22 protein-coding genes and 1 pseudogene are annotated in these 23,208 nt (G+C 63.8%); 9 read left to right on the top strand and 14 right to left on the bottom strand.

Translation table 11 applies throughout. The features are described from left to right. The first annotated feature begins 242 nt into the window (after positions 1-242). Positions 243-1,226: a M23 family metallopeptidase gene (locus B0G75_RS24410; RefSeq protein ID WP_106311527.1), complete on the top strand. Its 984-nt coding sequence runs from the start codon at positions 243-245 to the stop codon at positions 1,224-1,226. Between the two features lie 10 nt (positions 1,227-1,236). Here the strand turns inward: B0G75_RS24410 and B0G75_RS24405 are convergent, their stop codons facing one another. Both B0G75_RS24405 and B0G75_RS24400 read right to left on the bottom strand, forming a co-directional pair. Next, positions 1,237-2,055, bottom strand: coding sequence for an alpha/beta fold hydrolase (locus B0G75_RS24405; RefSeq protein ID WP_106311524.1), 819 nt, complete (start codon positions 2,053-2,055; stop codon positions 1,237-1,239). Positions 2,056-2,557: 502 nt separating this feature from the next. Further along, positions 2,558-2,956 carry a hypothetical protein gene (locus B0G75_RS24400; protein WP_106311521.1) on the bottom strand — a complete coding sequence of 133 codons (399 nt, stop codon included), beginning with the start codon at positions 2,954-2,956 and terminating at the stop codon, positions 2,558-2,560. Positions 2,957-3,367: 411 nt separating this feature from the next. Between B0G75_RS24400 and B0G75_RS24395 the strand changes: the two genes are divergently transcribed. From B0G75_RS24395 to B0G75_RS24385, 3 genes are read left to right on the top strand one after another with little or no spacing between them, the layout of a single operon-like run. After that, a complete protein-coding gene (locus tag B0G75_RS24395; protein WP_106280786.1) occupies positions 3,368-3,823 on the top strand; it encodes a (2Fe-2S)-binding protein in 456 nt (151 codons plus the stop codon). Between the two features lies 1 nt (position 3,824). Then, positions 3,825-6,077, top strand: a complete 2,253-nt coding sequence (locus tag B0G75_RS24390) for a xanthine dehydrogenase family protein molybdopterin-binding subunit (RefSeq protein ID WP_106311518.1) — start codon at positions 3,825-3,827, stop codon at positions 6,075-6,077. A 12-nt stretch (positions 6,078-6,089) separates the two neighbouring features. Next, positions 6,090-7,370, top strand: coding sequence for a cytochrome c (locus B0G75_RS24385; RefSeq protein WP_106311515.1), 1,281 nt, complete (start codon positions 6,090-6,092; stop codon positions 7,368-7,370). Positions 7,371-7,450: 80 nt separating this feature from the next. Here the strand turns inward: B0G75_RS24385 and B0G75_RS24380 are convergent, their stop codons facing one another. The 7 genes and pseudogenes from B0G75_RS24380 to B0G75_RS24350 form a co-directional block, all read right to left on the bottom strand. Continuing rightward, entirely contained in the window at positions 7,451-8,107 is a 657-nt protein-coding gene (locus B0G75_RS24380; protein ID WP_106311512.1) for an amino acid ABC transporter permease, read from the bottom strand. 2 nt (positions 8,108-8,109) lie between these two features. Beyond that, a complete protein-coding gene (locus B0G75_RS24375) occupies positions 8,110-8,856 on the bottom strand; it encodes an amino acid ABC transporter permease (RefSeq protein WP_106311509.1) in 747 nt (248 codons plus the stop codon). Positions 8,857-8,923: 67 nt separating this feature from the next. Next, on the bottom strand, positions 8,924-9,748 hold the full coding sequence (locus tag B0G75_RS24370; RefSeq protein WP_106311923.1) for a transporter substrate-binding domain-containing protein: 825 nt from the start codon (positions 9,746-9,748) through the stop codon (positions 8,924-8,926). 55 nt (positions 9,749-9,803) lie between these two features. Continuing rightward, entirely contained in the window at positions 9,804-10,877 is a 1,074-nt protein-coding gene (locus tag B0G75_RS24365) for an ABC transporter ATP-binding protein (protein WP_106311506.1), read from the bottom strand. Between the two features lie 36 nt (positions 10,878-10,913). After that, positions 10,914-11,801: an ABC transporter permease gene (locus B0G75_RS24360; RefSeq protein WP_106311503.1), complete on the bottom strand. Its 888-nt coding sequence runs from the start codon at positions 11,799-11,801 to the stop codon at positions 10,914-10,916. Beyond that, entirely contained in the window at positions 11,798-12,748 is a 951-nt protein-coding gene (locus B0G75_RS24355; protein ID WP_374956916.1) for an ABC transporter permease, read from the bottom strand. Before B0G75_RS24355 ends, B0G75_RS24360 begins: the two co-directional genes overlap by 4 nt. Before the next feature lie 5 nt (positions 12,749-12,753). Next, positions 12,754-13,847, bottom strand: a pseudogene (locus B0G75_RS24350) (PotD/PotF family extracellular solute-binding protein). Positions 13,848-14,379: 532 nt separating this feature from the next. On the opposite strand from B0G75_RS24350, the gene B0G75_RS24345 reads away from it, so the two are divergent. Continuing rightward, positions 14,380-15,273: a LysR substrate-binding domain-containing protein gene (locus B0G75_RS24345; protein ID WP_012426844.1), complete on the top strand. Its 894-nt coding sequence runs from the start codon at positions 14,380-14,382 to the stop codon at positions 15,271-15,273. A 66-nt stretch (positions 15,274-15,339) separates the two neighbouring features. Here the strand turns inward: B0G75_RS24345 and B0G75_RS24340 are convergent, their stop codons facing one another. Both B0G75_RS24340 and B0G75_RS24335 read right to left on the bottom strand, forming a co-directional pair. Further along, the gene (locus B0G75_RS24340) at positions 15,340-16,422 is read right to left on the bottom strand and encodes a calcium:proton antiporter (RefSeq protein WP_106311497.1); all 1,083 of its coding nucleotides are present in this window, start codon (positions 16,420-16,422) and stop codon (positions 15,340-15,342) included. Positions 16,423-16,916: 494 nt separating this feature from the next. Next, entirely contained in the window at positions 16,917-17,264 is a 348-nt protein-coding gene (locus B0G75_RS24335) for a BON domain-containing protein (RefSeq protein WP_106311494.1), read from the bottom strand. A 416-nt stretch (positions 17,265-17,680) separates the two neighbouring features. Here B0G75_RS24335 and B0G75_RS24330 point away from each other — a divergent pair, with 416 nt between their 5' ends. After that, positions 17,681-18,322, top strand: a complete 642-nt coding sequence (locus B0G75_RS24330; RefSeq protein WP_106311491.1) for a DNA-3-methyladenine glycosylase — start codon at positions 17,681-17,683, stop codon at positions 18,320-18,322. Between the two features lie 281 nt (positions 18,323-18,603). Then, a complete protein-coding gene (locus B0G75_RS24325) occupies positions 18,604-18,948 on the top strand; it encodes a DUF4148 domain-containing protein (protein WP_106311488.1) in 345 nt (114 codons plus the stop codon). 377 nt (positions 18,949-19,325) lie between these two features. Here B0G75_RS24325 and B0G75_RS24315 read toward each other — a convergent pair whose 3' ends face one another. Continuing rightward, complete coding sequence (locus tag B0G75_RS24315; RefSeq protein WP_012426849.1) at positions 19,326-19,769, bottom strand: CBS domain-containing protein; 444 nt, start codon at positions 19,767-19,769, stop codon at positions 19,326-19,328. 270 nt (positions 19,770-20,039) lie between these two features. On the opposite strand from B0G75_RS24315, the gene ribA reads away from it, so the two are divergent. Next, complete coding sequence (ribA, locus tag B0G75_RS24310; protein WP_012426850.1) at positions 20,040-20,690, top strand: GTP cyclohydrolase II; 651 nt, start codon at positions 20,040-20,042, stop codon at positions 20,688-20,690. A gap of 128 nt (positions 20,691-20,818) precedes the next feature. Here ribA and B0G75_RS24305 read toward each other — a convergent pair whose 3' ends face one another. Together B0G75_RS24305 and B0G75_RS24300 are read right to left on the bottom strand one after the other, a co-directional pair. Beyond that, entirely contained in the window at positions 20,819-21,028 is a 210-nt protein-coding gene (locus B0G75_RS24305) for a hypothetical protein (protein WP_106311482.1), read from the bottom strand. A 14-nt stretch (positions 21,029-21,042) separates the two neighbouring features. Further along, entirely contained in the window at positions 21,043-21,960 is a 918-nt protein-coding gene (locus B0G75_RS24300; protein ID WP_106311479.1) for an NAD(P)H-binding protein, read from the bottom strand. Between the two features lie 206 nt (positions 21,961-22,166). Here B0G75_RS24300 and B0G75_RS24295 point away from each other — a divergent pair, with 206 nt between their 5' ends. Further along, complete coding sequence (locus tag B0G75_RS24295; RefSeq protein WP_106311476.1) at positions 22,167-23,117, top strand: helix-turn-helix domain-containing protein; 951 nt, start codon at positions 22,167-22,169, stop codon at positions 23,115-23,117. Positions 23,118-23,208 lie beyond the last annotated feature (91 nt).

The following is a 23,208-nucleotide window of genomic DNA, read 5'->3' as shown; positions in this document are numbered from 1 at the left end:
ACTTTACAATTCCGCTTGAATTTTAATCGGCAATCTGGCCCTTTTCGCGGAAGATCGGCTGTTCTGGCGGCATCCGGCAGCTTGTGAAGGCGAGGGGTTGGGTTGGTCGGCAAAGGCATGGGTGAGCGCCGCAGAGCGGCTTTGCCGTGTCGCAGGGAAAGCAGCGCGCCGTGCGGGCGTGCGCGTCGCTTGCGGCAAGGCGGCATCCGGCTCGCCAATGAACGAGGCAGGAGTCGAACAAGATGGGAAAGCGCTTCGACAGAACAATGATGGCCAGTCTGGCTGGCGTATGGGTCGCGCTGGCGGTCGGCGGTTGTGCGAACGTGGGACAGCAGGGCGCCCAGACAGGCGCGGCAGCGGGCGCGGCGCCTGCGTCCGGTGTGCCGGCGGCTAGCGCGCCTGCATCCGATGCGACGGCGGCTGTACCGCCCGGCATCAGCGCCGACCAGAGCGCGCTGCTCAAGAAATCGCCGCCGCTGGTGTATCGCGTCAAACGTGGCGACAGCCTGGCGCGCATCGCGCAGCATCATCATTGCAGCGTAAAGCAGTTGCAAACCTGGAATGGATTGAAGGCGTCCTCGCGCTTGAAGTTGGGCCAGGTCTTGCACGTCGCGTCGCCGGAAACGGTGCGGGCGGTGAACGCGGCCAATGCGGCAGCGAAAGCCGCGGCGGCATCCGCGTCGGTCGCGGCGCGGCAGGCGGCGGCGCCGGCAACCGCGTCGGGTACTACGCAGTCACCGTCGCAATCCGTGCAGGCCGCGCAATCGGTGCAATCGGTGCAGTCCGCGCAGTCGCCAGCGCTTAGTGCTGCCGAAGCACGCGAAGTGGCGCACCAAACGGCGCGGCACGCGAACGGCGTGGCGCTGGCGTGGCCGGCGGGCGGACGTGTGGTCGAAGGATTCCAGCCGGGCGAAACACGCGGCATCGAAATCGGTGGCAAGCCGGGCGATCCGGTACGCGCCGCGGCCGACGGCAAGGTGATGTATGCCGGCACGGGTCTGAACAGCTACGGCAGTCTGATCATCGTCCAGCACAACAAGGACTTTCTGACCGCCTATTCGCACAACCGCAAGTTGCTGGTCAAAACCGGCGATATCGTCGCGCAGGGACAGCAGATCGCGGAGATGGGCGACGAAAACAACTCGCGCGTTTCCGTGGGCTTCGAGTTGCGCCGCGACGGCAAACCGATCGATCCGATGCCGTACCTGCCGCAAGGACGCGGCTAGGCGCGCGGCTTCAATCCAGCCACAGCAGCGCCGCGGCGACGATCGCTTCCGGCGCATCTTCCTGCATCAGGTGGCCGGCTTCCGGCACTGCCTGAAAGCGCGCTTCCGGTATGGCCGCGGCCAGTTGCCGGCCGCGCGCCAGTGGAATCCACTGGTCTTCTTCGCCCCACAGGATCTGCACCGGACAGCGCAACTGCGGATAGCGCGCTTCGACCTCATCGGTGTAGCGCTGATCCATTTGCGCGATCTGCCGGTAGAACGCGGCCTGGCCGGTTGCGCCGAGCCATGGCTTTACATAGGGGGCGAGTTCGTCGTCCGGAATCTCGCGCGCTATCGCGCCGCGCACGTACGCTTTCACCACCGCTTCGTGGATATACGGCGGCAGTCCGGCGAACGCGTCGCCGTGTTCGCGCACATGCCGCACGAACGGCGATCCCCATGGCGCGACCGCCACCGGATCGATCAGCGTGAGGCTTCGATAGTCGCAGCCATCGATCAGATGCGCCCGCAATGAAGTTGCGCCGCCAAAATCATGTGCGATGACGTCCGGGCTTGTCAGTTGCCAATGCGCGAGCAATTCCGCCAGCAAAGCATTCTGCACGCCGAGCGAGACGTCCTGGTCATCGCGCTGTTCGGATTGCCCGTAGCCGAGCAGGTCGTAGTAATAGACCGTGCGCGTCTGGGCGAGGTGCGGAGCAATGCGATGCCACACATACGAAGAAAACGGTGTGCCGTGAACCAGCACCAGCGGCGGACCATTGCCGCTCACGTTGAAACGCACGGCTTGATCGCGGAAGGTATAGCTTTCGGGGAGCGGCCAGGTTTGCATAGCGATGAGCGTGGCGAGGAGGTCTGCCTACCTTAGCAAAGCTTCGTGAAGCATGCTGACCGGCTTTCCGTAGCTCGCGTTGAACATCTCCCGCAGAAGCTCACCTTTGTTTTATTCAGCAAAACCAGGCAAATTCAGCCAGGACTCGGTCGCGCAGTCGTTTCAATCGAAAACGGGTGGGGCCGGCAACACGCACTCTTACGAATCGTGCACGAATTGGCCTGAAATAAGGCCTCGTTGTGTTGGGCGTGTTCGAAAAGCCTGGTAATCGCTCGGCGACGCACGCATGCCGCGATCGAGCGGACAAGTCGCGATCGATCGAAACGCTTGCTTTCCACGGTGAGGAAATTCGGGAGCCGAGGCGGGCTTAACGCCAGGCGCCACACCCGCGATCATGCGGACAACAAATCGCCACCAACGCGCAAACGAAGCGCAACCAACGCGCAAACGAAGCGCGGCCCGAACTCGCACCGCGCGAGCACACGAAGCCGCGCACAACCGACTACTTCGATTCGATCCCGCGCAACAGCTGCGACACCTGCCCATGCTGATGCAGGATTGCCGGATCGGCCTGCAACAGCGGAAGATAACGCGGCAGAAAAGCATTGTTCGGCTGGTCGGGCGAGAAGAGTCCCGTTACCGCTTCGGCCGCAGCGGTGCGGTCAGTGGCGTCGGCTTCCTTATCGTCGAGAATTTCGTCGACGTTCGCAATGACCGTCGAGAGCGGCGCGAGCCAGCGGAATCCTGATCCGTTGATGAGCACCTGCAGAAAAGCCGCCGGCGTGACCGGGCCGAATTCCTTTTCATACACGGCACGCTCGTGGTCGAGAATGGCTTTGTGTAGCGCCAACAGTGGTCGGCGAATGTCCGAGAGGAATTGAGTGCATTGCGAGTCGTTCATGTGTGCTGCTCCTTCGGATAGTCAGTCAGACCGGACCATGCTAACAAAATCGCCCGCTATTGATTCAACAAGATTCACTGGTCGCATAAAGGCCGGCGGTTCAGGCCGATGTACGGATCGTCTCCCGACGATTAACAACAGCTTTCAGGCGCGCGATCACCATCCGCGAAAATGCTTTGAGCCGGCCACCGGTGTGCAGCCACGAAGCGAACTTTTTAAGTCGCGTCTACAATTCGCCGGTCAGAATCGGCGCGGTCGCGCCCGTGCATTTATCGCCGTTTTCGACGACCGGAAAAACGTTGCACGTATTAGTCCAGTCAGTCGAATAAACGCGACGAGTCCTTATGTTTTGGTTCGACGTCTCTGTCTAAACAGCCTGATTAAACAATAATCCCCACTCGGAGCCGCTCAATGACAACGCTGAATATCAATGGCCAGACGCACACCGTCGACGCGCCGCCCGACATGCCTCTTCTGTGGGTCCTGCGCGATATCGTCGGTCTGACCGGCACGAAGTTCGGTTGCGGCATCGCGCAATGCGGCGCGTGCACCGTGCACCTCGACGGCGTGGCAGTGCGCTCCTGCGTGTTGCCGGCAGCGGCCGTCGGCGATAAAAAGATTACGACGATCGAAGCGGTGGGCAGCACGCCGGCCGGTCAAAAGGTGCAGCAGGCCTGGCGTCAACTGGACGTGGTGCAATGCGGCTACTGTCAGTCGGGGCAGGTCATGTCGGCGGCGTCGCTGCTGGCTGGCAACCCCAATCCTACCGATGCGGACATCGACGCGGCCATGGCCGGCAATATCTGCCGCTGCGGAACCTACAACCGCATCCGCGCGGCAATCAAGCAAGCCGCCAAGGGGGCTTGATATGTCCCAAGGTTTGCTTGATTCACAGAACGGCGCGCAAGCGTTGAAGGCTGGTGCGCGCGCCGCAGGTGGCTTGTCACGCCGCAGCTTTCTGAAACTCGGCGTGACGGTCGGCGCGGCAGCGGGCGGCGGTCTGTTGCTCGGCTTCAGCATGCCGGCTGCCAGTCAGGATCAGAAGGCCGGCAAATCGGTGATCGGCGGCGACGGTGTCGAAGCGCCGCAAAGCGGCGTGTTCGCGCCGAACGCGTTCATTCAGATCGACACCGCGGGCAAGGTCACGCTCGTGATTCCGAAGGTCGAGATGGGCCAAGGCGTCTATACGTCGATTCCGATGCTGATCGCCGAAGAACTCGAAGTGCCGCTCGACGCGGTCACCATCGATCACGCGCCGCCGAACGAAAAGCTCTTCATGGACCCGCTGCTCGGCGGCCAGCTCACGGGCGGCTCGACCTCGATCCGCTATGCGTGGGAGCCGATGCGCAAAGCGGGCGCCACCGCGCGCACCATGCTGATCAGCGCGGCGGCGCAGCAATGGCAGGTCGATCCGGCAAGCTGCCATGCGCAGGCCGGACAGGTGATTCACGAGGCCAGCAAGCGCAGTGTCGGCTATGGTGAACTGGTGACCGCTGCCGCCGGTCTGCCCGCGCCGCAGAACGTCAAATTGAAGGACCCGAAGGACTTCAAGCTGATCGGCACGGCAGCCAAACGCCTCGATTCGCCGGAGAAAGTGGACGGCACCGCAATGTTCGGGCTGGACGTGCGCGTGCCCGACATGGTCTACGCGGCGATTGCGAACTGCCCGGTGTTCGGCGGCACGCTCGCGAGCGTCGACGACACCAACGCGAAGAAAATCCCCGGCGTGCGTCAGGTCATCAAGATCGACAACGCGGTCGCGGTGATCGGCGACCACACCTGGGCCGCCAAACGCGGCGTGCAGGCGCTCGTCATCAAGTGGAACGAAGGGGCGGGCGCGAACCTGTCGATGAAGCAGATCGTCGACGATCTCGCCAATGCCTCGCAGCGCAACGGCGCGGTGGCGCGCAAGGACGGCGACGTCGGCAATGCGTTCTCCAATGCGAAGACGCGCGTCGACGCCGTGTATCAGCAGCCGTTCCTCGCGCACGCCACCATGGAGCCGATCAACTGCACCGTGCACGTGCGCCCCGACGGTTGCGATGTCTGGCTCGGCTCGCAGGTGCCGACGCGCGTGGTGGATGCCGCCGCGGCGGTCACGGGTTTGCCCGCCGACAAGATCGTCGTGCACAACCATCTGATCGGCGGCGGCTTCGGCCGGCGGCTCGAGTTCGACATGGTCACGCAAGCGGTGAAGGTCGCGAAGCAAGTGTCGACGCCGGTGAAAGTGGTCTGGACGCGCGAAGAAGACATTCAGCACGACATGTACCGCCCGTATTACTACGACAAGATTTCGGCCGGCCTCGATGCGAATGGCAAACCGGTCGCGTGGCAGCACCGGATTGTCGGCTCCTCGATACTGGCGCGGTTCGCGCCGCCCGCGTTCAAGAACGGCATCGATCCGGACGCGGTCGAGGTCGCGTCGGACTTGCCGTACGACTTGCCCAACCAGTTGATCGACTACGTTCGCCAGGAGCCGCACGCGGTGCCCACCGCATTCTGGCGCGGCGTGGGACCGACGCGCGGCACCTTCGTGGTGGAGAGTTTCATCGACGAACTCGCGGCGCAGGCCAAGGTCGATCCCGTCAAATACCGTCAGGACCTGCTCGGCAAGACGCCGCGCGCGCTGAACGTGCTCAACGTCGCCACGCAAGCGGCGAACTGGGGCAGCGCGCTGCCGAAGGGCCAGGGGCGCGGCGTGTCGGTCATGCATGCGTTCGGCAGCTTCTTCGCGATCGTCGTCGATGTCGCGGTGGAGCAGGGCGAGGTGGCGGTCAAGCACGTGGTCTGCGCGGACGATTGCGGCATGGTGGTCAACCCGAACACGATCGAAGCGCAGGTGCAGGGCGGCATCATCTTCGGCATCACGGCGGCGCTCTACAGCGAGATCACGATCAAGGATGGCCGCGTCGAGCAGAACAACTTCACCGATTACCGGATGCTGCGGATCGATCAGACACCGCCTATCGAGGTGCATATCGTGAAGAGCAGCGAGGCGCCCGGCGGCATCGGCGAACCCGGGACCGCGGCACTCGCGCCCGCGCTGACCAACGCGATTTACGCGGCCACCGGCAAGCGGCTGCGGCAATTGCCGGTCGGCAGCCAACTGCAAACCGTCTGAGCGGAGCCCGACATGAAAAACACTCTGAAGGGTTTCGGCGCGGCGTTGTGCGTGACGCTGCCGTTGTTCGCGCAGACTCCGGCGCGAGCGGCGGATCAGGCGTTGGTGCAACGCGGCGCTTATCTGGCGAAGGTCGGCGATTGCGTCGCCTGTCATACGGCGCCCAAGGGCAAGCCGTTCGCGGGCGGCCTGCCGATGACTACGCCGATGGGCCAGATCTACACCACCAACATCACGCCGGACCCGCAGACCGGCATTGGCGGCTATACAGAAGAGGACTTTGCGCGGGCGATGCGTGAAGGCGTCGCGAAAGACGGCCACAACCTCTATCCGGCGATGCCGTATCCGTCGTACGCCAAGGTCAACGACGACGACATGAAAGCGCTGTACGCGTATTTCATGAGCGGCGTGGCGCCGGTGCAGCAGGCGAATCGCGAGCCGGACATCAAGTGGCCGTTGAACATGCGCTGGCCGTTGAAGTTCTGGAACATGGTGTTCCTCGATAAAGGCGTCTATCAGGACAAGCCGGGCAAGGACGTGGCGTGGAATCGCGGCGCGTATCTGATTCAGGGGCTCGGGCACTGCGGATCGTGCCATACGCCGCGTGGCATCGCGTTCCAGGAAAAAGCGCTCGATGAAAACGGCAGCGCGTTCCTGACCGGCGGCGTGCTCGACGGCTGGTTCGCGGCGAACCTCACCGGCGAGCAGAACGTCGGTCTGGGCCGCTGGAACGATCAGGACTTGCAGGCGTTTCTGAAGACCGGCGCGAATCGCCATGCGTCGGCATTCGGTTCGATGACCAGCGTGATCAACAACAGCACGCAGGGCATGAACGATACGGACATCGCCGCTATGTCGACGTATCTGAAGTCACTGCCGCCGGCAGGGGGCAGCGGCGCGCCGCCTTACAAGTACGATCCGCAGGCGACGAAAGTGTCGCTGAACCGTCCCGCCAACGATGCCGGCGCGCGCGTTTATACGGCGTATTGCATGCACTGCCACGGTGTCGATGGACGCGGCTTCGCGCCGATGCTCGCGCCCTTGTCCGGCAATCCAAACGTGCTGGAGAAGGATCCGTCGTCGCTGATCAACGTGACGCTGAACGGCACCGAGGACCTGGTGATCGGCGGCATTCCCGCGCCGTATCCGATGCCGAAGTACGCGCCGGTGCTAAACGACCAGCAGATTGCCGATGTGCTCACCTTCGTGCGGGCCGGATGGAACAACGGCGCGCCGGCGGTGACGGCGGACGACGTGGCGAAGTTGCGCAAGTCGACGCACGCGGCCCGCTAGTTCTGCGAGGCTGGCAATAAAAAACGGCAACCGCTTCACACGGTTGCCGTTTTTTCATTCATGCGCTGGAGCGCGCGGCATCAACGATGTTGCCCTACCTTCTGCCGTTTCTCCAGCACCCGCGCATACCACGTCAGCGGGAAGCACATCGCGAAGTAAATCATCGCGACCATGCCGTAGATCGGGAACGGGCGGAAGGCGGCGTTGGTGATCATGGTGCCGGTCTTGGTCAATTCGGTGAAGCCGATGATCGACGCGAGCGCCGTGCTTTTCACCACCTGCACGAGAAAACCGACCGTCGGCGCCACCGCGATTTTGCGCGCCTGCGGCCACACGATGTAACGCAACTGCTGGCCGAACGTCATGCCGAGGCTCGCGCCCGCAGACCACTGGCCGCGCGGCACGGCTTCCACACAGCCGCGCCAGATATCGACCAGGTACGCACTCGTGTAGAGCGTCAACGTGACGGTGGCGGCGACCCACGGCGACACATCGACGCCGAGCAGCGGCAAGCCGAAAAACGCCAGAAATAGTTGCATCAGCAGTGGCGTGCCCTGAAACACCTCCACATAGACCACGACGATACGCCGCAGCCAGGCGATCGGCGACACGCGCATCGCGAGCAGAATCAGCCCGACGATACCGCCGCCGATAAACGCGATCAACGACAGCAGCACCGTCCAGCGCGCGGCGAGCAACAGATTGCGGGCAATGTCCCACAGCGTGAATTCGACCATGATCAACGCTCCGTGGGCAGAGTGCGGGCGCCGCGCCACATCAGGCGGTTGCGCCAGTTACGCGGCGCGCTCTCGTTGCCGCGCGCCACACGGCCCGCGAACAGACCGCGGCCGAGCCGGTTGAGGATTTGCCGCAGCGCGATCGACAGCACCAGATACGTCGCGGTGATGATCAGGTAGCTCTCGAACGAGCGGAAGTTGCGCGACTGGATGAAGTTGGCCGCGTAGGTAAGATCGGGCACGGAGATCTGCGAGACCACCGCTGAGCCGAGCATGACGATCAGCACCTGGCTCAGCAGCGCGGGAAACACATTGGCGATAGCCTGCGGCAGCACGATGAAGCGAAACACTTGCCGCCCGTGCAGACCGAGCGCCTGCGCCGCCTGCACCTGGCCACGCGAAATCGAGTCGATGCCGGCGCGCACGATCTCGATGGCGTAAGCGCCGAGATTGACGGTCATGGCGAGAATCGCGGCCTGCACTTCATCGATATGAATGCCGAGGCTCGGCAAGCCGAAGAACACGAAGAACAACTGCACGATGAACGGCGTGTTGCGGATCAGCTCCACGTAACTCGCCACCGCCCAGCGCGCCCATTTCGGCCCGGCCACCGCCACGCTCGCACCGGCAATGCCGACGATCCCACCGAGCACCGTGGAGACCGCCGTCAGCCCCAAGGTCACGGCGACGCCGCGCGCGAGCATCCCCGCATAAAGGCCGAAGCCGCTGAAGTCGAACGCATAGGTCATGGCGTGGCGCTCATCGTGAGGTCAAACTCCGGCGCGGATCACGCTTCGCGGTCCGCGCAAAAAAGGTTCAGAGGTCGGCCGGCAGCGGCGCACGCAGCCACTTCTGCGAAATCGCGTTCATGGTGCCGTCCTTGCGGGCCTTGGCAATCGTTTCGTCGACCTTCTGCTTCAGACGCGGCTCGTTCTTGTTCAAACCGACGTGATCGGGCGAGCTGAACAGCGAGAATTTCTGCTCGGGATCGTTAGCGGGATGACGCGCGAGAATCGTGGCGCCGACGTCGTTGCCGACTACCATCAACTGTACCTGACCAGAAAGAAACGCCGAAATTGCGCCGTTAGGATCGTCGAATCTTTTGATGTTCGCCGTGGGCGGTGCGATCTTGGTCACGCTCAGGTCTTCCAGCGTGCCGCGCGCGACTGAAATCGACTTGCCGGCGAGATCGGCGGCGTTCTTCACGGGCAGGGCCTTCGGGCCGAACACGGCGAGATAGTACGGCGCGTACGGCTGCGAGAAGTCGATCACCTTTTCGCGTTCCGGCGTCTGGCCGACTGACAGCAGCATGTCCGTCTTGTGGTCGGCGAGATAGGCCATGCGGTTGTCGCCCGTCACCTGCACGAGTTCGACCTTGGCGTTGAGCGCCTTGCCGATCAGGTTGGCGACGTCGATGTCGTAGCCCATCGGCTTCATGTCCGGACCGATCGAGCCGAACGGCGGATAGTCCTCGAACACGCCGATGCGCACCGTGCCGGACTTGGCGATATTGTCGAGCGCGTCCGCATGCGCGGCCGACGGCAACGCGCACAGCGCGCCGAGAGCGGTGAAGGCCAGCGTCGCGGCGAGCGTGGCGAACACGCGGCGGGTGCGGGTTGGGGTAGCGGAGCGGTGGTTCATGGTCTGTCCTCTGTCGAAAATGTCGGTGTTGGAATGGGTTCTAGTGGCGAGCGGCTCAATGCGCGGCGCGCGCGGCAATCAGTTTGCAAGCGTGCGGCGGCAATTCCGCGAGCACCGGCATGCCGAGCGCAAGCCCCGGCGTTTCGCGCGGCGTGGTGGCGGCGGTCAACGTGAAGCCGGCGCAATCGATGGTCGCTTCGAGCGACGCGCCCACGTCGCGGATAAACGTCACGGTGCCTAGCAGCCGGTTCGGGCCCGCCGCGTCGGACGCCGCTTTCACGCACACGTCTTCCGGCCGGATCAGCAGGCGGATATCGCTGCTCGACTCCGGCACGCGTGCCGGCTGCACGACGCTGATGCGCCGGCCGCCCGGCAGGCTCACGCCGCCCGCGCCGTCGTAGGTGACCGGCAGGATATTGCCGAGGCCGATAAAGTCGGCGACGAACTCGCTGACCGGATCGCGATAGATATCGAGCGGCTTGCCGACCTGCGCGATGCGGCCTTTCTCCATCACGACGATTTCGTCGGCCATCGTCATCGCTTCGCGCTGGTCGTGCGTGACCATGATCGTCGTGATGCCGAGGCGCTGCTGCAGCAGGCGGATTTCCACTTGCATTGCCTCGCGCAGCTTGGCGTCGAGCGCGGAGAGCGGTTCGTCGAGCAGCAGCAGTTTCGGTTGCGACGCGATCGCGCGCGCAATCGCCACGCGCTGGCGCTGGCCGCCGGAGAGTTGCGTGACCGGGCGGTTCGCCATGTGCGGCAACTGGATCAGTTCGAGCAATTCGGCCACGCGGTGCGTCTGCTGGTCCTTCGCGGTGTTGCGCAACTTCAGCGGATACGCGATGTTCTGCGCGACCGTCATGTGCGGAAACAGCGCGAGCGACTGAAACACCATGCCGAAGTCGCGCTGATTGGCCGGCAGACGCGTGATGTCGCGCCCGGCAAAATGGATGCTGCCCGAGGTCGGCGTTTCCAGCCCGGCGATCATGCGCAGCAGCGTGGTCTTGCCGCAGCCGGACGGGCCGAGGAAGCACACCAGCTTGCCGTCGGGCACGCTCAGATCGACGTTGTCCACGGCATGCGCCGCGCCGAAACGCCGGGTCACGGCCTGCAACGTTAAATGGGTCATCGGATGCTCCAGCAATTGGGCGTCATGAGCGCGGGATCACAAGGCGACGCCTTCGTCGCCGATCAGCTTTTCGAGCAGCCAGATCAGCGCGAAATCGATCGCGACGATGAACACGGCGAAACAGAACACGGTCGGATCGAGCGACGACACCGTGCGGCTGTAGAGCCACACCGGCAGCGTCATCGTATCGATGCCGTAGAGGAAGAACGTGACCGTGAATTCGTTGAACGAGATGATGAACGCGAACAGCATGCCGGCGAGAATGCCGGGGCGCATCAGCGGCAGGATCACGTCGACGAGCGCACGGCCGGGACTCGCCCCCATCACGCAGGCGGCCTCTTCGAATTCCGGGCCGATCGAGGCGACCGAGGCCGCGCAATTCTTCACGGTGAACGGCAGCGCCAGAATCACGTGCGCGATGATCAGGCGGAACACGCCGAGTTCGACCGGCAGCACGTTGAACACCAGCAGCAGCGACAGGCCGAGCATCACGAGCGGATAGACGAGCGGCAACGCGACCAGTTGCTCGACCGCGGGCTTGCCGCGAAAGCGGTAGCGGCTCAGCGCGTAAGCGGCGGGCACCGAGACCAGCGTGGCGATCACCATGGTCGATAGCGCGACGATCAGGCTCGTGCGCAATGCGTCGCCCATCGAGAGCGTGTCGCTCGCGTCCGGCGACACGAAGCTGTGCCACGCGGCGTGATACCAGTGCAGGCCATAGGCGTGCGGCGGGAATTCGAGCGTGTCGGCCGCGCTGAACGACATGGTGATCATCGTGAGGATCGGCAGCGCGGCGAGGAACAGAACGATCGCCGCGAGCAGGGCGGTGGCCTTGCCGAGCTGGCCGGGCATGACGGCCGCGAGCCGTGGTGAGCGCGGCGAGCCCGGCATGCGCGAGGGAGCGGTTTGAACGGGCGTGCTCATGCGTGCGGCTCCTCGGCAAGTTTTTGCGTGCGGCGCACGAGGCGCTGCGACAGCGCCATCACCGTCAACGTGGCGATCATCAAAACGACACCCGACGCGGAGGCCGCCGGCCAGTTCAGCAAAGGCGCGACCTGATCGTGGACCAGCACGGCGAGCATCGGCACACGGCGTCCGCCGAGCAGCAGCGGCACGGCAAACGCGCTCGCGTTGTACGCGAACACGAGCAGCGCGCCGGACACGAGGCCGGGCATCGCCAAAGGCAACAGCACGTGACGCAGCGTTTGCCAGCGTGTCGCACCGAGCGTGGCGGCGGCTTCTTCGTAGGAACTCGAGACCGCGCGCATCGCGCTCGAAAGAGGCAGCACGGCGAGCGGAAACGCCGTCTGGATCAGCCCCAGCAGCACGCCGTTTTCGCGGTACAGCCACATCAACGGACGTTGCACGAGGCCGCTGCCAAGCAGCGCGTGATTGAGCAGACCGGCCGGCCCGAGAATGATCAGCCAGCCATAGCCTTGCAGCAGCAGATTGACGAGCAGCGGCAGCAGCACGCCGGCCAGCAGAAGCCGCCGCGCGATCCGCGACTTCGTGCGCGCCATCGCCAGTGCGACCGGAATCGCCAGCAGCACAGCGCAGATCATGCTTTGGAACGCGAGCTTCAAGGTGAGCCACAACGACTTCATGAAGTAGCCGTCGAGCAGGTCCGCGTAGTTTTGCAGCGTGAAGCCGTGCCACTCGTTGCCTTGCGTGCCGAAGCTCATGCGCAGCACGACCAGCGCCGCCGCGCCGAGGATGGCGAGAAACAGCAGGATCGGCGCGAGCAGCAGCCACGGCCGCGCCTTTGCCATCGCGGTGGCGGCAGGCGTGTCCGGTCCGAGACCGGACGCACCGGACGCCGCGTCCGGCGCCGGCCCGGACGAAGCAACACGTCGCGAGAAGCGCGCGAGCATCGTCGTCATGCCGCGAAGATTTCGGTGTAACGCTTGATCCACGCCGGCTGCACCACGGCAAGCGCCTTGTCGTCATGCAGCACGGCTTTCTCGGCGATCTGCTGCGGGCTCGGCACGAACGCGCGGCTTTCGGCGGGAATCACCGCTTTCGAATTCACCGGGCCGTTCAGCACGTCGGCGGCCATGCGGCCCTGCACGCCGGCGTCGAGCGAATGGTTGATGAAGGCGTGGATCAGATCGCTGTCGCCCGGATGCGATTTCGGGATCACGGTGAACATCAGCTGAGTGGCGAAGCCTTCTTTCATGCCGTAGGTCACGCCCATCTTGTACTCGGGCTTGCGGATCTGGTCGGGGAAGAACGCCGGCGAATAGATGCCGCCGATATCCAGCGAGCCGGTACGGAACAGATCCGCCACCTGGTTCGGGTTCTCGCCGAGCGTCATCACGCGATCTTTCAGCTGCATCAGTTTCTTGAAGCCCGGCTCGATGTTCTGCTGCGAGCCGCCGTTCATCTTCGCGGCGATGATCGCGAGGTCGACCGCTTCTGCCCACTCGGGCGGCGGCAGGAACAGGCGTCCGGCGTATTTGGGATCCCACAAGGCTTCGTATGATGCGGGCGCGGTCTTGACCGTCGACGTGTTGTAGATCAAGCCGTCCGACCACAGCAGATAGCCGACGCCGAAGCCGTTCGCGCCCGTGCGGTACTGCGGCGCGACGTCTTTCAGATTCGGCAGTTTGTCCAGATCGGGCTTCATCAGTAGACCTGCGTCGCCGAGACCGGCGGCGCCGACGCCAGCCAGGGTGATGACGTCGTAGGTCGGGCGATCGCCCGCGGCCTTGACCTTCGCGACCATGCCGGAGGTGCCGTCGGCGCGGTCGGCGATGACTTTGCGCCGGTTTTCGCGGTGAAGGTGGCGGCGATATTGCGCAGCGCGGCCGCGCCAGTGTCGTCCGACCAGGTCAACAGGCGCAAGGTCTTGCCGCTGAAGTTGTGTTCCTGCGCGCGCAAATTGATGAACGGCATCGGCAAGGTGGATGCCGCGAGTGCGGCGCCGAGTGTCTTGATGGCCTGCCTTCTACCCCGTTTGATCTCTTGCATGGCGGTCTCCTGTGTTGAACGCCTTGTTGCCTGATGATGTCGCTGTGATTGCCGCCGTCGCCTCGCTAATTGGCGTTTTCTGCCTGCGCTGCGTGTGGAAGCACTCTAGGTTTGCCAAAATCCCTCAACAAACGAAATATGCGCATGGGCGGCATGACATAAGCTCATGCGGCGGCCGTCGCGCGATTGCGCTGGCGCATGCCCGTCAGACGGCTGGAGCGCCGAGGCAGTGGCGAATGCGGGTTAACGTCCATGTTTCGCCGACGCTGTGCGCCCTCGCGGAGGTATGAGGAAAGCTCGGTTCTGGTGCGATTGTGGCCGCGCTTTGCCCTGTGCCGGTGCATTGCGGCTTGCCGGGCCGCGAGGTTTGGCGGCGGCATGAGCCGAATGCATGAGGCCACGCTGCACGCCTGTCGTGCGGAAATTTGTGATCGCGTATCCTGTAGGCCCGGAGTGGCATTCCGGCGGCCTGCGACGAGCCGCGCTGCCACGCCCACGCAATGACTTTTCCTGATCGTACTGGACACTCACGATGCGACGCCTACCGCCGCTCAACGCGCTGCAGATTTTCGAAACCGTGGCGCGGCATCGCAGTTTCACGCGTGCCGCCGATCATTTATGCCTGACGCAGGGCGCGGTCAGCCGGCAAATCATCGCGCTCGAGGATTACTACAAGTTTCCGCTCTTCAAGCGCCATGCGAAAGGCCTGACGCTCACCGCCGAAGGGGAATTGTTGCTGCCTGCCGTGAAGGAGAGCTTCGCGCGCATCGAGGAAATTTCGCTGCGCCTCACACGGCAGCGCACCGATCTCGCGTTGAAAGTACCGACCTGCGTGATGCGCTGGATGTTGCCGAAGATCATGCGCTTTCAGGCCGAGTATCCCGAACTGCACGTGCAGATCACGACCACGTGGCAGCACGACGTCGATTTCCAGCTCGAACCGTTCGACGCGGCGATCATCTACGGTTCGTCGCCGGGGGCGGGCGTGCAGGCGGTGCCGTTGTTCGAGGAGCGTCTGACGCCCGTGTGCGCGCCCGACCTTTTGAAGGACAAGCCGCTTGCCGAAGTGGCCGACCTCGCGCGTCATACGCTGCTGCACCCCACGCGCGATCATCGCGACTGGAAGATGTGGCTCGCCAAGGTGACCGAGATCGATGCCGCGAACGCTGCGGCGATCGACGCCGAGCACGGGCCGAGTTTCGATACGCTGGATATGGCGACCAATGCCGCGCTACAGGGCTTCGGTGTCGCGATCAGCGACCTCGCGCTGATCGACGAGGACGTGGCGGCCAAACGTCTCGTGCGGCCGTTCGATACGGTGCTCAAGACCGGTTGGCGCTATTACTTCGTTTATCCGGACTCAGTCGCGCATCAGCAGAAGCTGAATCTGTTCCGCGACTGGATCGCGGCGCATTGGGAAGAGTAGGCGCGCCGTCTGGGCGGCGTGGGGCCGCCAGCCCGCGGCCCCTCTTTAACGGTCAGGCCCGCTGGCTCAAGGCGCGAACGACAGAAACAGATACGCCGCGAACAGCGACAGATGCACGGCGCCCTGAAGAATCGTCGTGCGGCCGGAGCTGAGCGTGAGCGTGCCGACGATCAGCGTAAGGACGAGCAGCACCGTTTCCTTGCCGTCGATGCCCAACACCAGCGGCTGATGCGTATACAAAAACACCGCGGCGACGGTCGGAATGGTCAGCCCGATACTGGCCAGCGCCGAGCCGAGCGCGAGATTCAGGCTGTTCTGCAAGCGGTCGGCGCGCGCCGCGCGCACCGCGGCCAGCCCTTCAGGCAACAGCACGAGCGCGGCAATGACAATGCCGACCACCGCCGGCGGCGCACCCGCATTCTTGACCGCGGTCTCGACCACCGGCGAGAGCACCTTCGCAAGCAACACCACCGCGACGAGGCACACCAGCAGCAAACCGCCGGCCGCCAGCGCCTGGCCGGCGCTCGGCGGCGCGGCGTGGACGTCCTCGTCCGGCGTGCCGGCCAGGAAGTAATCGCGATGGCGAACGGTTTGCACGAACACGAACACGCCGTACAGCACCAGCGACGACACCCCCGCAAACGCTAGTTGTGAAGACGACAGGATCGGTCCGACGCTGGTGGTCGTGTAGTTCGGCATGACCAGCGTCAGCACGGAGAGCGACGCGAGCACGGCCAGCGCGGCAGCGGCGCCGCGGCTCTGGAAATCCTGCTCGCGATGGCGAATGCCGCCCACCAGCAGGCAAATGCCGACAATGCCGTTGCAAACGATCATCACCGCGGCGAAAACCGTGTCGCGCGCGAGGCCGGCTTTTTCCGGACCGGACGTAAGCATGACCGAGACGATTAGCGCGACCTCGATCACGGTGACGGCGACCGCCAGCACCAACGTGCCGAACGGTTCACCCACGCGATGCGCGACCACTTCCGCATGATGCACGGCGGTGAAGACCGCCGCGCACAGCGCGACGCCGACCAGCACGAGGAGCAGCCCGCTGTCCGGCATGGCATACCCGATACCGAGCACGATCCACGCAACGAACGGCACGGCAATGGTCCAGCGGGGCAGAACGATCGCGGGCGTGGTCATTCGGGCTTCCCTTTAATGCTTGTCGTGAATGGCCCGGCGGGACGCGGATGGCTTCCGCCTTGGCTCGAAGCGAGCGCGCATGTTCATGTATTTTCTAAACAACGCGTTCTAACGCTTTAAATTATAAAGGATAGTGTTCGTGTGCGAGGCTATGTCGATTCTCAGGGGACACATGACGACGGCGGGCGTCCGGCATGCTGTAGCGCAAACGGCGACTGCTGGAGAAAGGGCTCGGGTCACGCAGAATTGCGCGGATCACGCGTGGCGGGCGTGGCTGGTGCGTGGCTGGTTCGTCGTTAATGCGCGGCGGCGATGGCGACCGGTATGCATTGAATTCCGCTGACTGAATGCGGGATGCAGGCGAATCTTGGTGTGCCGAGCATACTACGGGTGCGCGGCGCCCGGCGAAACTGCTCGAAACCGCTCCGGTAACGCCAATGCCCTGCGAGGAGGCATTGGCGTCCGGCTATATTGCTACAGCAGGGTTCACTCGATTACTGGCCGACCGGACGAATCGTCAGCGCGTTCTTGACCGACGTCACGCCTGCCACGCCTTGTGCCGCCTGGGTGGCCAGATCGACTTGCGGTTGTTCGGGCACGGAGCCGGCCAGCGTCACTGCGCCGCCACGTGCGCGCACGGTGATGTTCGCCACGCTCAGGCCTTTCGTCTTCGACAGGGCCGAGCGGACCTTGCGTCCCAAAGCGCGGTCGGTCGCCTTGGTCTGCTTGGCCGTCGGCGCTGACGCTGCCGGGGCTGCATCGCTGCTCTGTGCATATGCGTTGAGGGACGCGAGAACGATCAGCGCGCCGCCGATCATCTTGATTGCCGGGAATGCTTTCATTCAACTCTCTCCTATTGTCATGGGTACAACCGCCCCCGAATGAGGCAGTGCGCTACACCAGCGGGTACATCGGGATCAAAACTGAATGGAACGGTGCTGCGGATCGTGCGAATGCTTTCAGTCTGTATGTTGATTCGGGCGGGCCGAAACACACGCTAGCCGGCAAAGGCTGTGCTGCAGGCCGGAAACACACGATACTCCAATTAGTGCCATGGTGACGGCCGCGCAGCGCAGAAGTGAGGTTTTGGTACAACGAATGGGCCGATGAAAACTGGCCGATGGCGTTCAATCGCTGGAACCGATACGCGCATCACACCGTTCACGGCTCGCGCGACGGCACGCTTGCACGCCTTTTCATGCCGTTCGCATTTTCTCTTAAGCCCTACACCATGCGCTTTAAAAATAAGGCCTGACGCATGCGGAAACATCAACTCCCTATCCTGCCATTGCTTCGTGACGATTTGCCTCTCGATACTGTCGAACTCGCGCGCTTCATGATCGGCAAATACCTCGTGCACGATTTGCCCGAAGGCCGCATGAGCGGACGCATCGTCGAGACCGAGGCGTATCCGCTCGGCGATTCGACCAGCCATGCATTCATGGGCCGCCGGCCGTATAACGGTTCGATGTTTCTCGCGCCGGGTCACGCGTATGTGCGCCTGACCTATGGGCTGTCGTACATGCTCAATATGTCCGCCGAAGCCGAGGAAGTCGGCGCCGGCATTCTGTTGCGCGCGATCGAACCGCTCGAAGGCCTGCCGTTGATCGAAGCGCGGCGCCCCGGCGTGCCGTTGCGCGACCTCGCGCGCGGGCCTGGCCGGCTCACGATGGCGTTCGGCGTCGGACCGTCGTTCGACGGCTGGGATCTGTGCTCGGGGCAGGGCTTGTGGATCGGCGTCATCGAGCGGGGCGAGGTGCCGGTTGGTGTGACAACGCGCATTGGCTTGTCGCGCGAAATGCATCAGCCGCTGAGGTTCTTCGAGCCCGGCAGCGCGTTTGTCAGCGGACCGCGCAAGCTCCTGGTAACGCCCCAGCCCAGTGCGCCCAAGCGGGTGTAAATTTGCCCGGCATCGTGCGTCTGACGGTAGAACACGCTCAGATCAGACGTATTTCTGAAACTTCAGACACAAAGGGTTACGTTCCCGACAATTATTACGCCAAAGATGCTATTTGAATGCGACCGTGCGGTAATTTTCAGCCCATTCTTGCGATTCCAACAATTATCTATCTCTTAATCAAGGGTTTTCCCTTGGCGATGTGATGACTAGACTGAATTCACTCGCTTCTCACATGGTGTGGCAAGCGTCGCAAATAAAACCAGGTCTGGAGGTAAATCATCATGAAATCGCTCATCAAGGCAGTTGCCATTGCAGCCGTTCTCGCCGCTCCGATCGCTTCGTTCGCTCAGTCGAGCCAGCAACCCGTGACCCGCGCGGATGTTCGCGCCGATCTGATCCGGGTTGAACAGGCGGGCTACAACCCGGGCGCGTCGAACGATCCGACTTATCCATCGGACATCCAGGCTGCTGAACGGCGCGTCCAGGCGCAAAACCCGGCCGTCGCGCAGACGCAGGAGCCGGTTGCCGATACCAGCGGTTACGGTGGCGCGGTGAGTGGTTCGTCGCAAGCCGGCGGCGTGGTTCAGCCGACGTCGGGCTCGAAGTCGGTCTACTTCGGTAATTAAGTGAGGTAGCCGGGCAAGCGGATTCGGCGCTCAGCGGCCGGCTAGCCCGGTCGGGCGCCGAACGACACGGAACCGCGCGGATTGATCGAACTGCCCTTAAGGTGCGTTTCGCTGCCCGGAAATCGAAATTGAAACCGCAGCACGCAGTCTGAAGTTGAGAACACCGTGCGCGTCCCGTCATGACGCGCACGGGTTGCAAACGTTGAATGGGTTAAGCACGCCACGCGCCAGCAGCGCTGCGAGCGCCACAAGACCGCCGTGCCGCGCGAGCGGCGCGCACCAATCAAGGAACCTCCGCTGCCGCAAGGTAGCTTCGCCCAACCGTTTGACCGATTGGGCTTTTTTTGCGTGCCCGGTTACGCGGCGTGCGCCGCGCGTCAGGGCCGCTCGCCGTGAATATAAAACTCGAGTTGCTGAATGGTGAACTGCTGTTCGGCGATGATGTTCTTCACCAGATCGCCGATCGATACCATGCCGACCAGCCGGTCATTCTCGATCACCGGCAAGTGGCGCATGCGCCGCTCCGTCATGAGGGCCATGCAGTCGTCGGTGGTCTGGTCGGGACGCACGAAGCGCACCGCCTTGCTCATGATGTCGCGCACCGGCGTGGCCTTCGACGAACGGTCCATCAGCACGACCTTGCGCGCGTAGTCGCGCTCCGTGACGATACCGGCGATGCTGTCGCCGTCTGTCACGACCAGCGCGCCGATGCCTTTTTCGGCCATCAGCTTGATCGCCTCATAGACTGAGTCGTCGGCCCCGACAGTAAAAACGGTGGTGTTGTTCGGTTTCGTTTTAAGAAGCTGTGCAACGCTTGTCATGGAGCGGCTCCGTTTCGCAGTGCAGCACGCCGGCGCGGCGCGCTGTCGTGAGGGACAGGCGATTCCAGTATAGGCGTGACGCGGCACTGAGGTACTTCGGGAATACCTGTGGCGCGCCGGACGTTTGACTCGGGTAGTGCGGCGCCGCGACAGCGGTTCCGTGCCGCATGCAAGGGCATACGGGTGCGGGACGCCGATTAGCGGTAAACTCCCAGTCCGTACCTTATTCCCGGTTTGATCGGGTTCATGTCAGCACCATTGTCTAACGCCATGCTCACGTCTCACGATCCGTCGCCCGCAGTAGACGGCGCAACCAACGGCGAATGCGTCATTCTCGACGCCACCGCCACGCTTCCCACGCGCTACGGCACGTTCACTTCCTACGTGTTCCGCGTATGCGAAAGCGGCGCCGAACATCTGGCGCTCGTGATGGGCGACGTCGCCAACCAGTCGTCCGTGCTGACGCGCCTGCATTCCGAATGCCTCACCGGCGACGTGCTCGGCTCGTACCGCTGCGACTGCGGCGAGCAACTCGACCTCGCGCTGCGCTATATCGCGGCGGAAGGCTGCGGCGTTCTGCTGTATCTGCGTGGCCACGAAGGGCGCGGCATCGGCCTGTCGAACAAGATTCGCGCGTATGCGCTGCAGGAGCAGGGGCGCGACACCGTCGAGGCCAATCTCGATCTCGGCTTGCCGGACGACTCGCGCGAATACGATTCGGCCGCCGGCATTCTGCGCACGCTGAAGGTCACGTCGGTGCGTCTGATGAGCAACAATCCGGAGAAGTTCGACACGCTGTCCAAGCACGGCATTCCGGTGTGCGAGCGGGTCGCGCTGGCGATTCCGATGCGCGAGGAAAACGAGCGCTATATCCGCACCAAGCAGGTGAAGTTCGGCCACTACTTCGACGAGAACGAATGAGCCACGCGCACGCACCGGCCGCCGTGTGTGCATGGCGGCCGGTGCTGTAGCGGCGGATTCGTCGATATCTTGCGCCCGGCATGCCGGGCGTTTTGCTTTGTGCCTTCGGTGGATCCAAGCGCGGCCGGTCAGAACAGGCTGAAGTCGTCGTTGCTGTCGGGGATGGCGTTGAGCACGTCCCGCAGCGCGCGCCAGCCTAGCCATCCCGCAAGACTCGCCGATATCGCCAGCCAGCGGTACGCGCGCGTGCTCGTGCTCGCGCGCGTCGACTGCTTCCGATGTTGGGATTCGACCTTGCCAGCGTCGACCGATGCGCGCAGCAAAGGGCAGGTATGCATCCGGTCTCTCCTGTCTATCGAGCGGTGCCGGTGGCAGTCGCCGCAGCCGCGGCCACGCGGGGCACAATCGCCGCGAATACTTCCGCTAGCGTCGTCGCGCCGAAACGCCGTTCGCTAATGTCCGCTTCGACATCGATACGGCCCGCGTTGTGTGCGTCGTAGAGATCGGTGATCAAACGCGCATGGTGCTCGCCGAGCCCCGCGCCTTGCAGCACCGCAGCCCATTCGCCGCGTGGCACCTCGTGTGCCACGACGGCACGGCCCGCCAGTTCGCTGATCGTGCGCGCCACGTCCAATGCGCTGACACGCTCGTCGCTTTCTATGCTCACCACACGCGGCGAGGCCGGCTGCGCGCCATCGTCGAGCAGCAACTCGGCGGCGAGCACGCCCACGTCGTGCGCGGCGACAGTCGGAAAGCGCTTGCTCAACGGATGATGCAAACTCGGCAACGCGCCGCTCGCGAGCGCGACCGGCAGCACGCGCGCCCAGTTGTGCATATGTTCGGCGGCGCGCAGAAACGTCAACTGCGAATCGACTGTTCGCAGTCGCGTTTCAAGCTCGTGAAACAGCGTCGTGATGCCCGTGCCGGCCGCATGTTCCGCGCCGTAGTCGGAGAGCGCGAGGATGCGCGGCGGCGGATCGGCACGCAGCGCGGCGACGCTCACGTCGATCATACGGCGCATTGGCTGCGCGGGATCGGCGTGCCCATTCGGCAACGGACACAGCAGTTGCACCGCATGCGCGCCTTCGATGGCGCGCGCCACCGCCGCGGCGTCGAGCAGATCGGCGACGACGATCTCGCAGCCGAGCCCGGCGAGGTATTCGCCCTGTTGCTTCTCACGCACGACCGCGCGCACATTGCGGCCCGCCCGGCGCAATGCCGCCGCGCTTACTTTGCCGACATTGCCGGCAGCTCCAAAAATCACGAACACGTTGCGCTCCCTGGTTGACTTGGTACGACCTCATCATAGGGACGCAGCGGCGCGAAAACGCGCGGGCAAGGATCGCGCCGCGCAGATTCGGATGACGGTTTCACTTGCCGAGTCGCAGCAGAAACGTTGAATCACGTAGAGTCGAGCGAAGCCGCGCAAAACGCCGCACAATGCAGACTCACTCGCCGTCATCCACGAGGGAAGCAATGAATGCAGTAACACCCATACCGGCCGGGCTACCGAAACCGCAACCGTTGCCGCATAGCGGTTCCCGCCTCACGTTGCGCTCGAGCGGATTGCTCGGCTGGCAGGGCTTCGGCGCGGAACTGGTCAACGTGTCGGCCGGGCTGCACCGTATTCCCGCGTTCAAGTATCACCGGGTGGGCGTGCATGTCGGCGCGCCGGTCCGGGCGCGCTGCCTGTGCAACGAGCGGCGCCACTCGCGAATCCAGGCGCATGGCGACGCCGACGTGATTCCCGCGGGACTCGACGGGCAGTGGAGCGACGAGGCCGCCTGCACGATTTTCAGCGTGTGGATCAGCGAGGCGTTCGCGCAGCGGACCGTCGAGCAACTGTCGTTGAAATCGGGCGATGCGCAATTGCGTCCGCAATTCCAGATGCGCGATCCGCGCTTCCAGCATCTCGCCTGGGCCTTGCGCGCCGAGCTCGAAGCGGACGAGACATCCGATCCGCTTTACGCCGAAAGCCTGTGTACGGCGATGGTGCTGCGCCTGATCGGCGGTGCGCCGACGCTCGAGAACAAGCGGCGCACGCTCGCGCCGAAAACGGCCGCGCGCGTGATCGAGTTCATTGAGGCGCATCTGGATCAGCGTCTCACGCTAAGCGAACTGGCCGCGCTCGTCGAGTTGAGCGTGCCGCATTTCAAAGTGCTGTTCCGCGAGACACTCGGCATGCCGGTGCATCAATACGTGGTGCAGCGGCGCGTGGAGCGCGCGCGAACGCTGCTGCTGCAGGGCAAGCTCAACGCGAGTCAGATTGCGCTCGATACGGGCTTCGCGCATCAGAGTCACATGGCGCATTGGATGGGCCGCCTGTTGGGCGTGACGCCGCGCGAGCTGATCAGATCAGGTGCGAATGCGGGCAATATTGTCGAGTTCGATTCGAACCAGGTCCGCGGCATTGCCATGCCACGATAGAGCCTCGAAACGACGCGATGCGTGCGGCCTCACACGTTCGAGGCCACGTGCCCGGAAGCTGAAACGCAATCCGCAATGCAGCAGCTCGGCG

Origin of the sequence: Paraburkholderia sp. BL18I3N2 (assembly GCF_003001875.1) — a bacterium.
GTDB classification, from domain to species: Bacteria; Pseudomonadota; Gammaproteobacteria; order Burkholderiales; family Burkholderiaceae; genus Paraburkholderia; species Paraburkholderia phytofirmans.
This window is presented reverse-complemented; position numbering and strand designations above follow the sequence as displayed.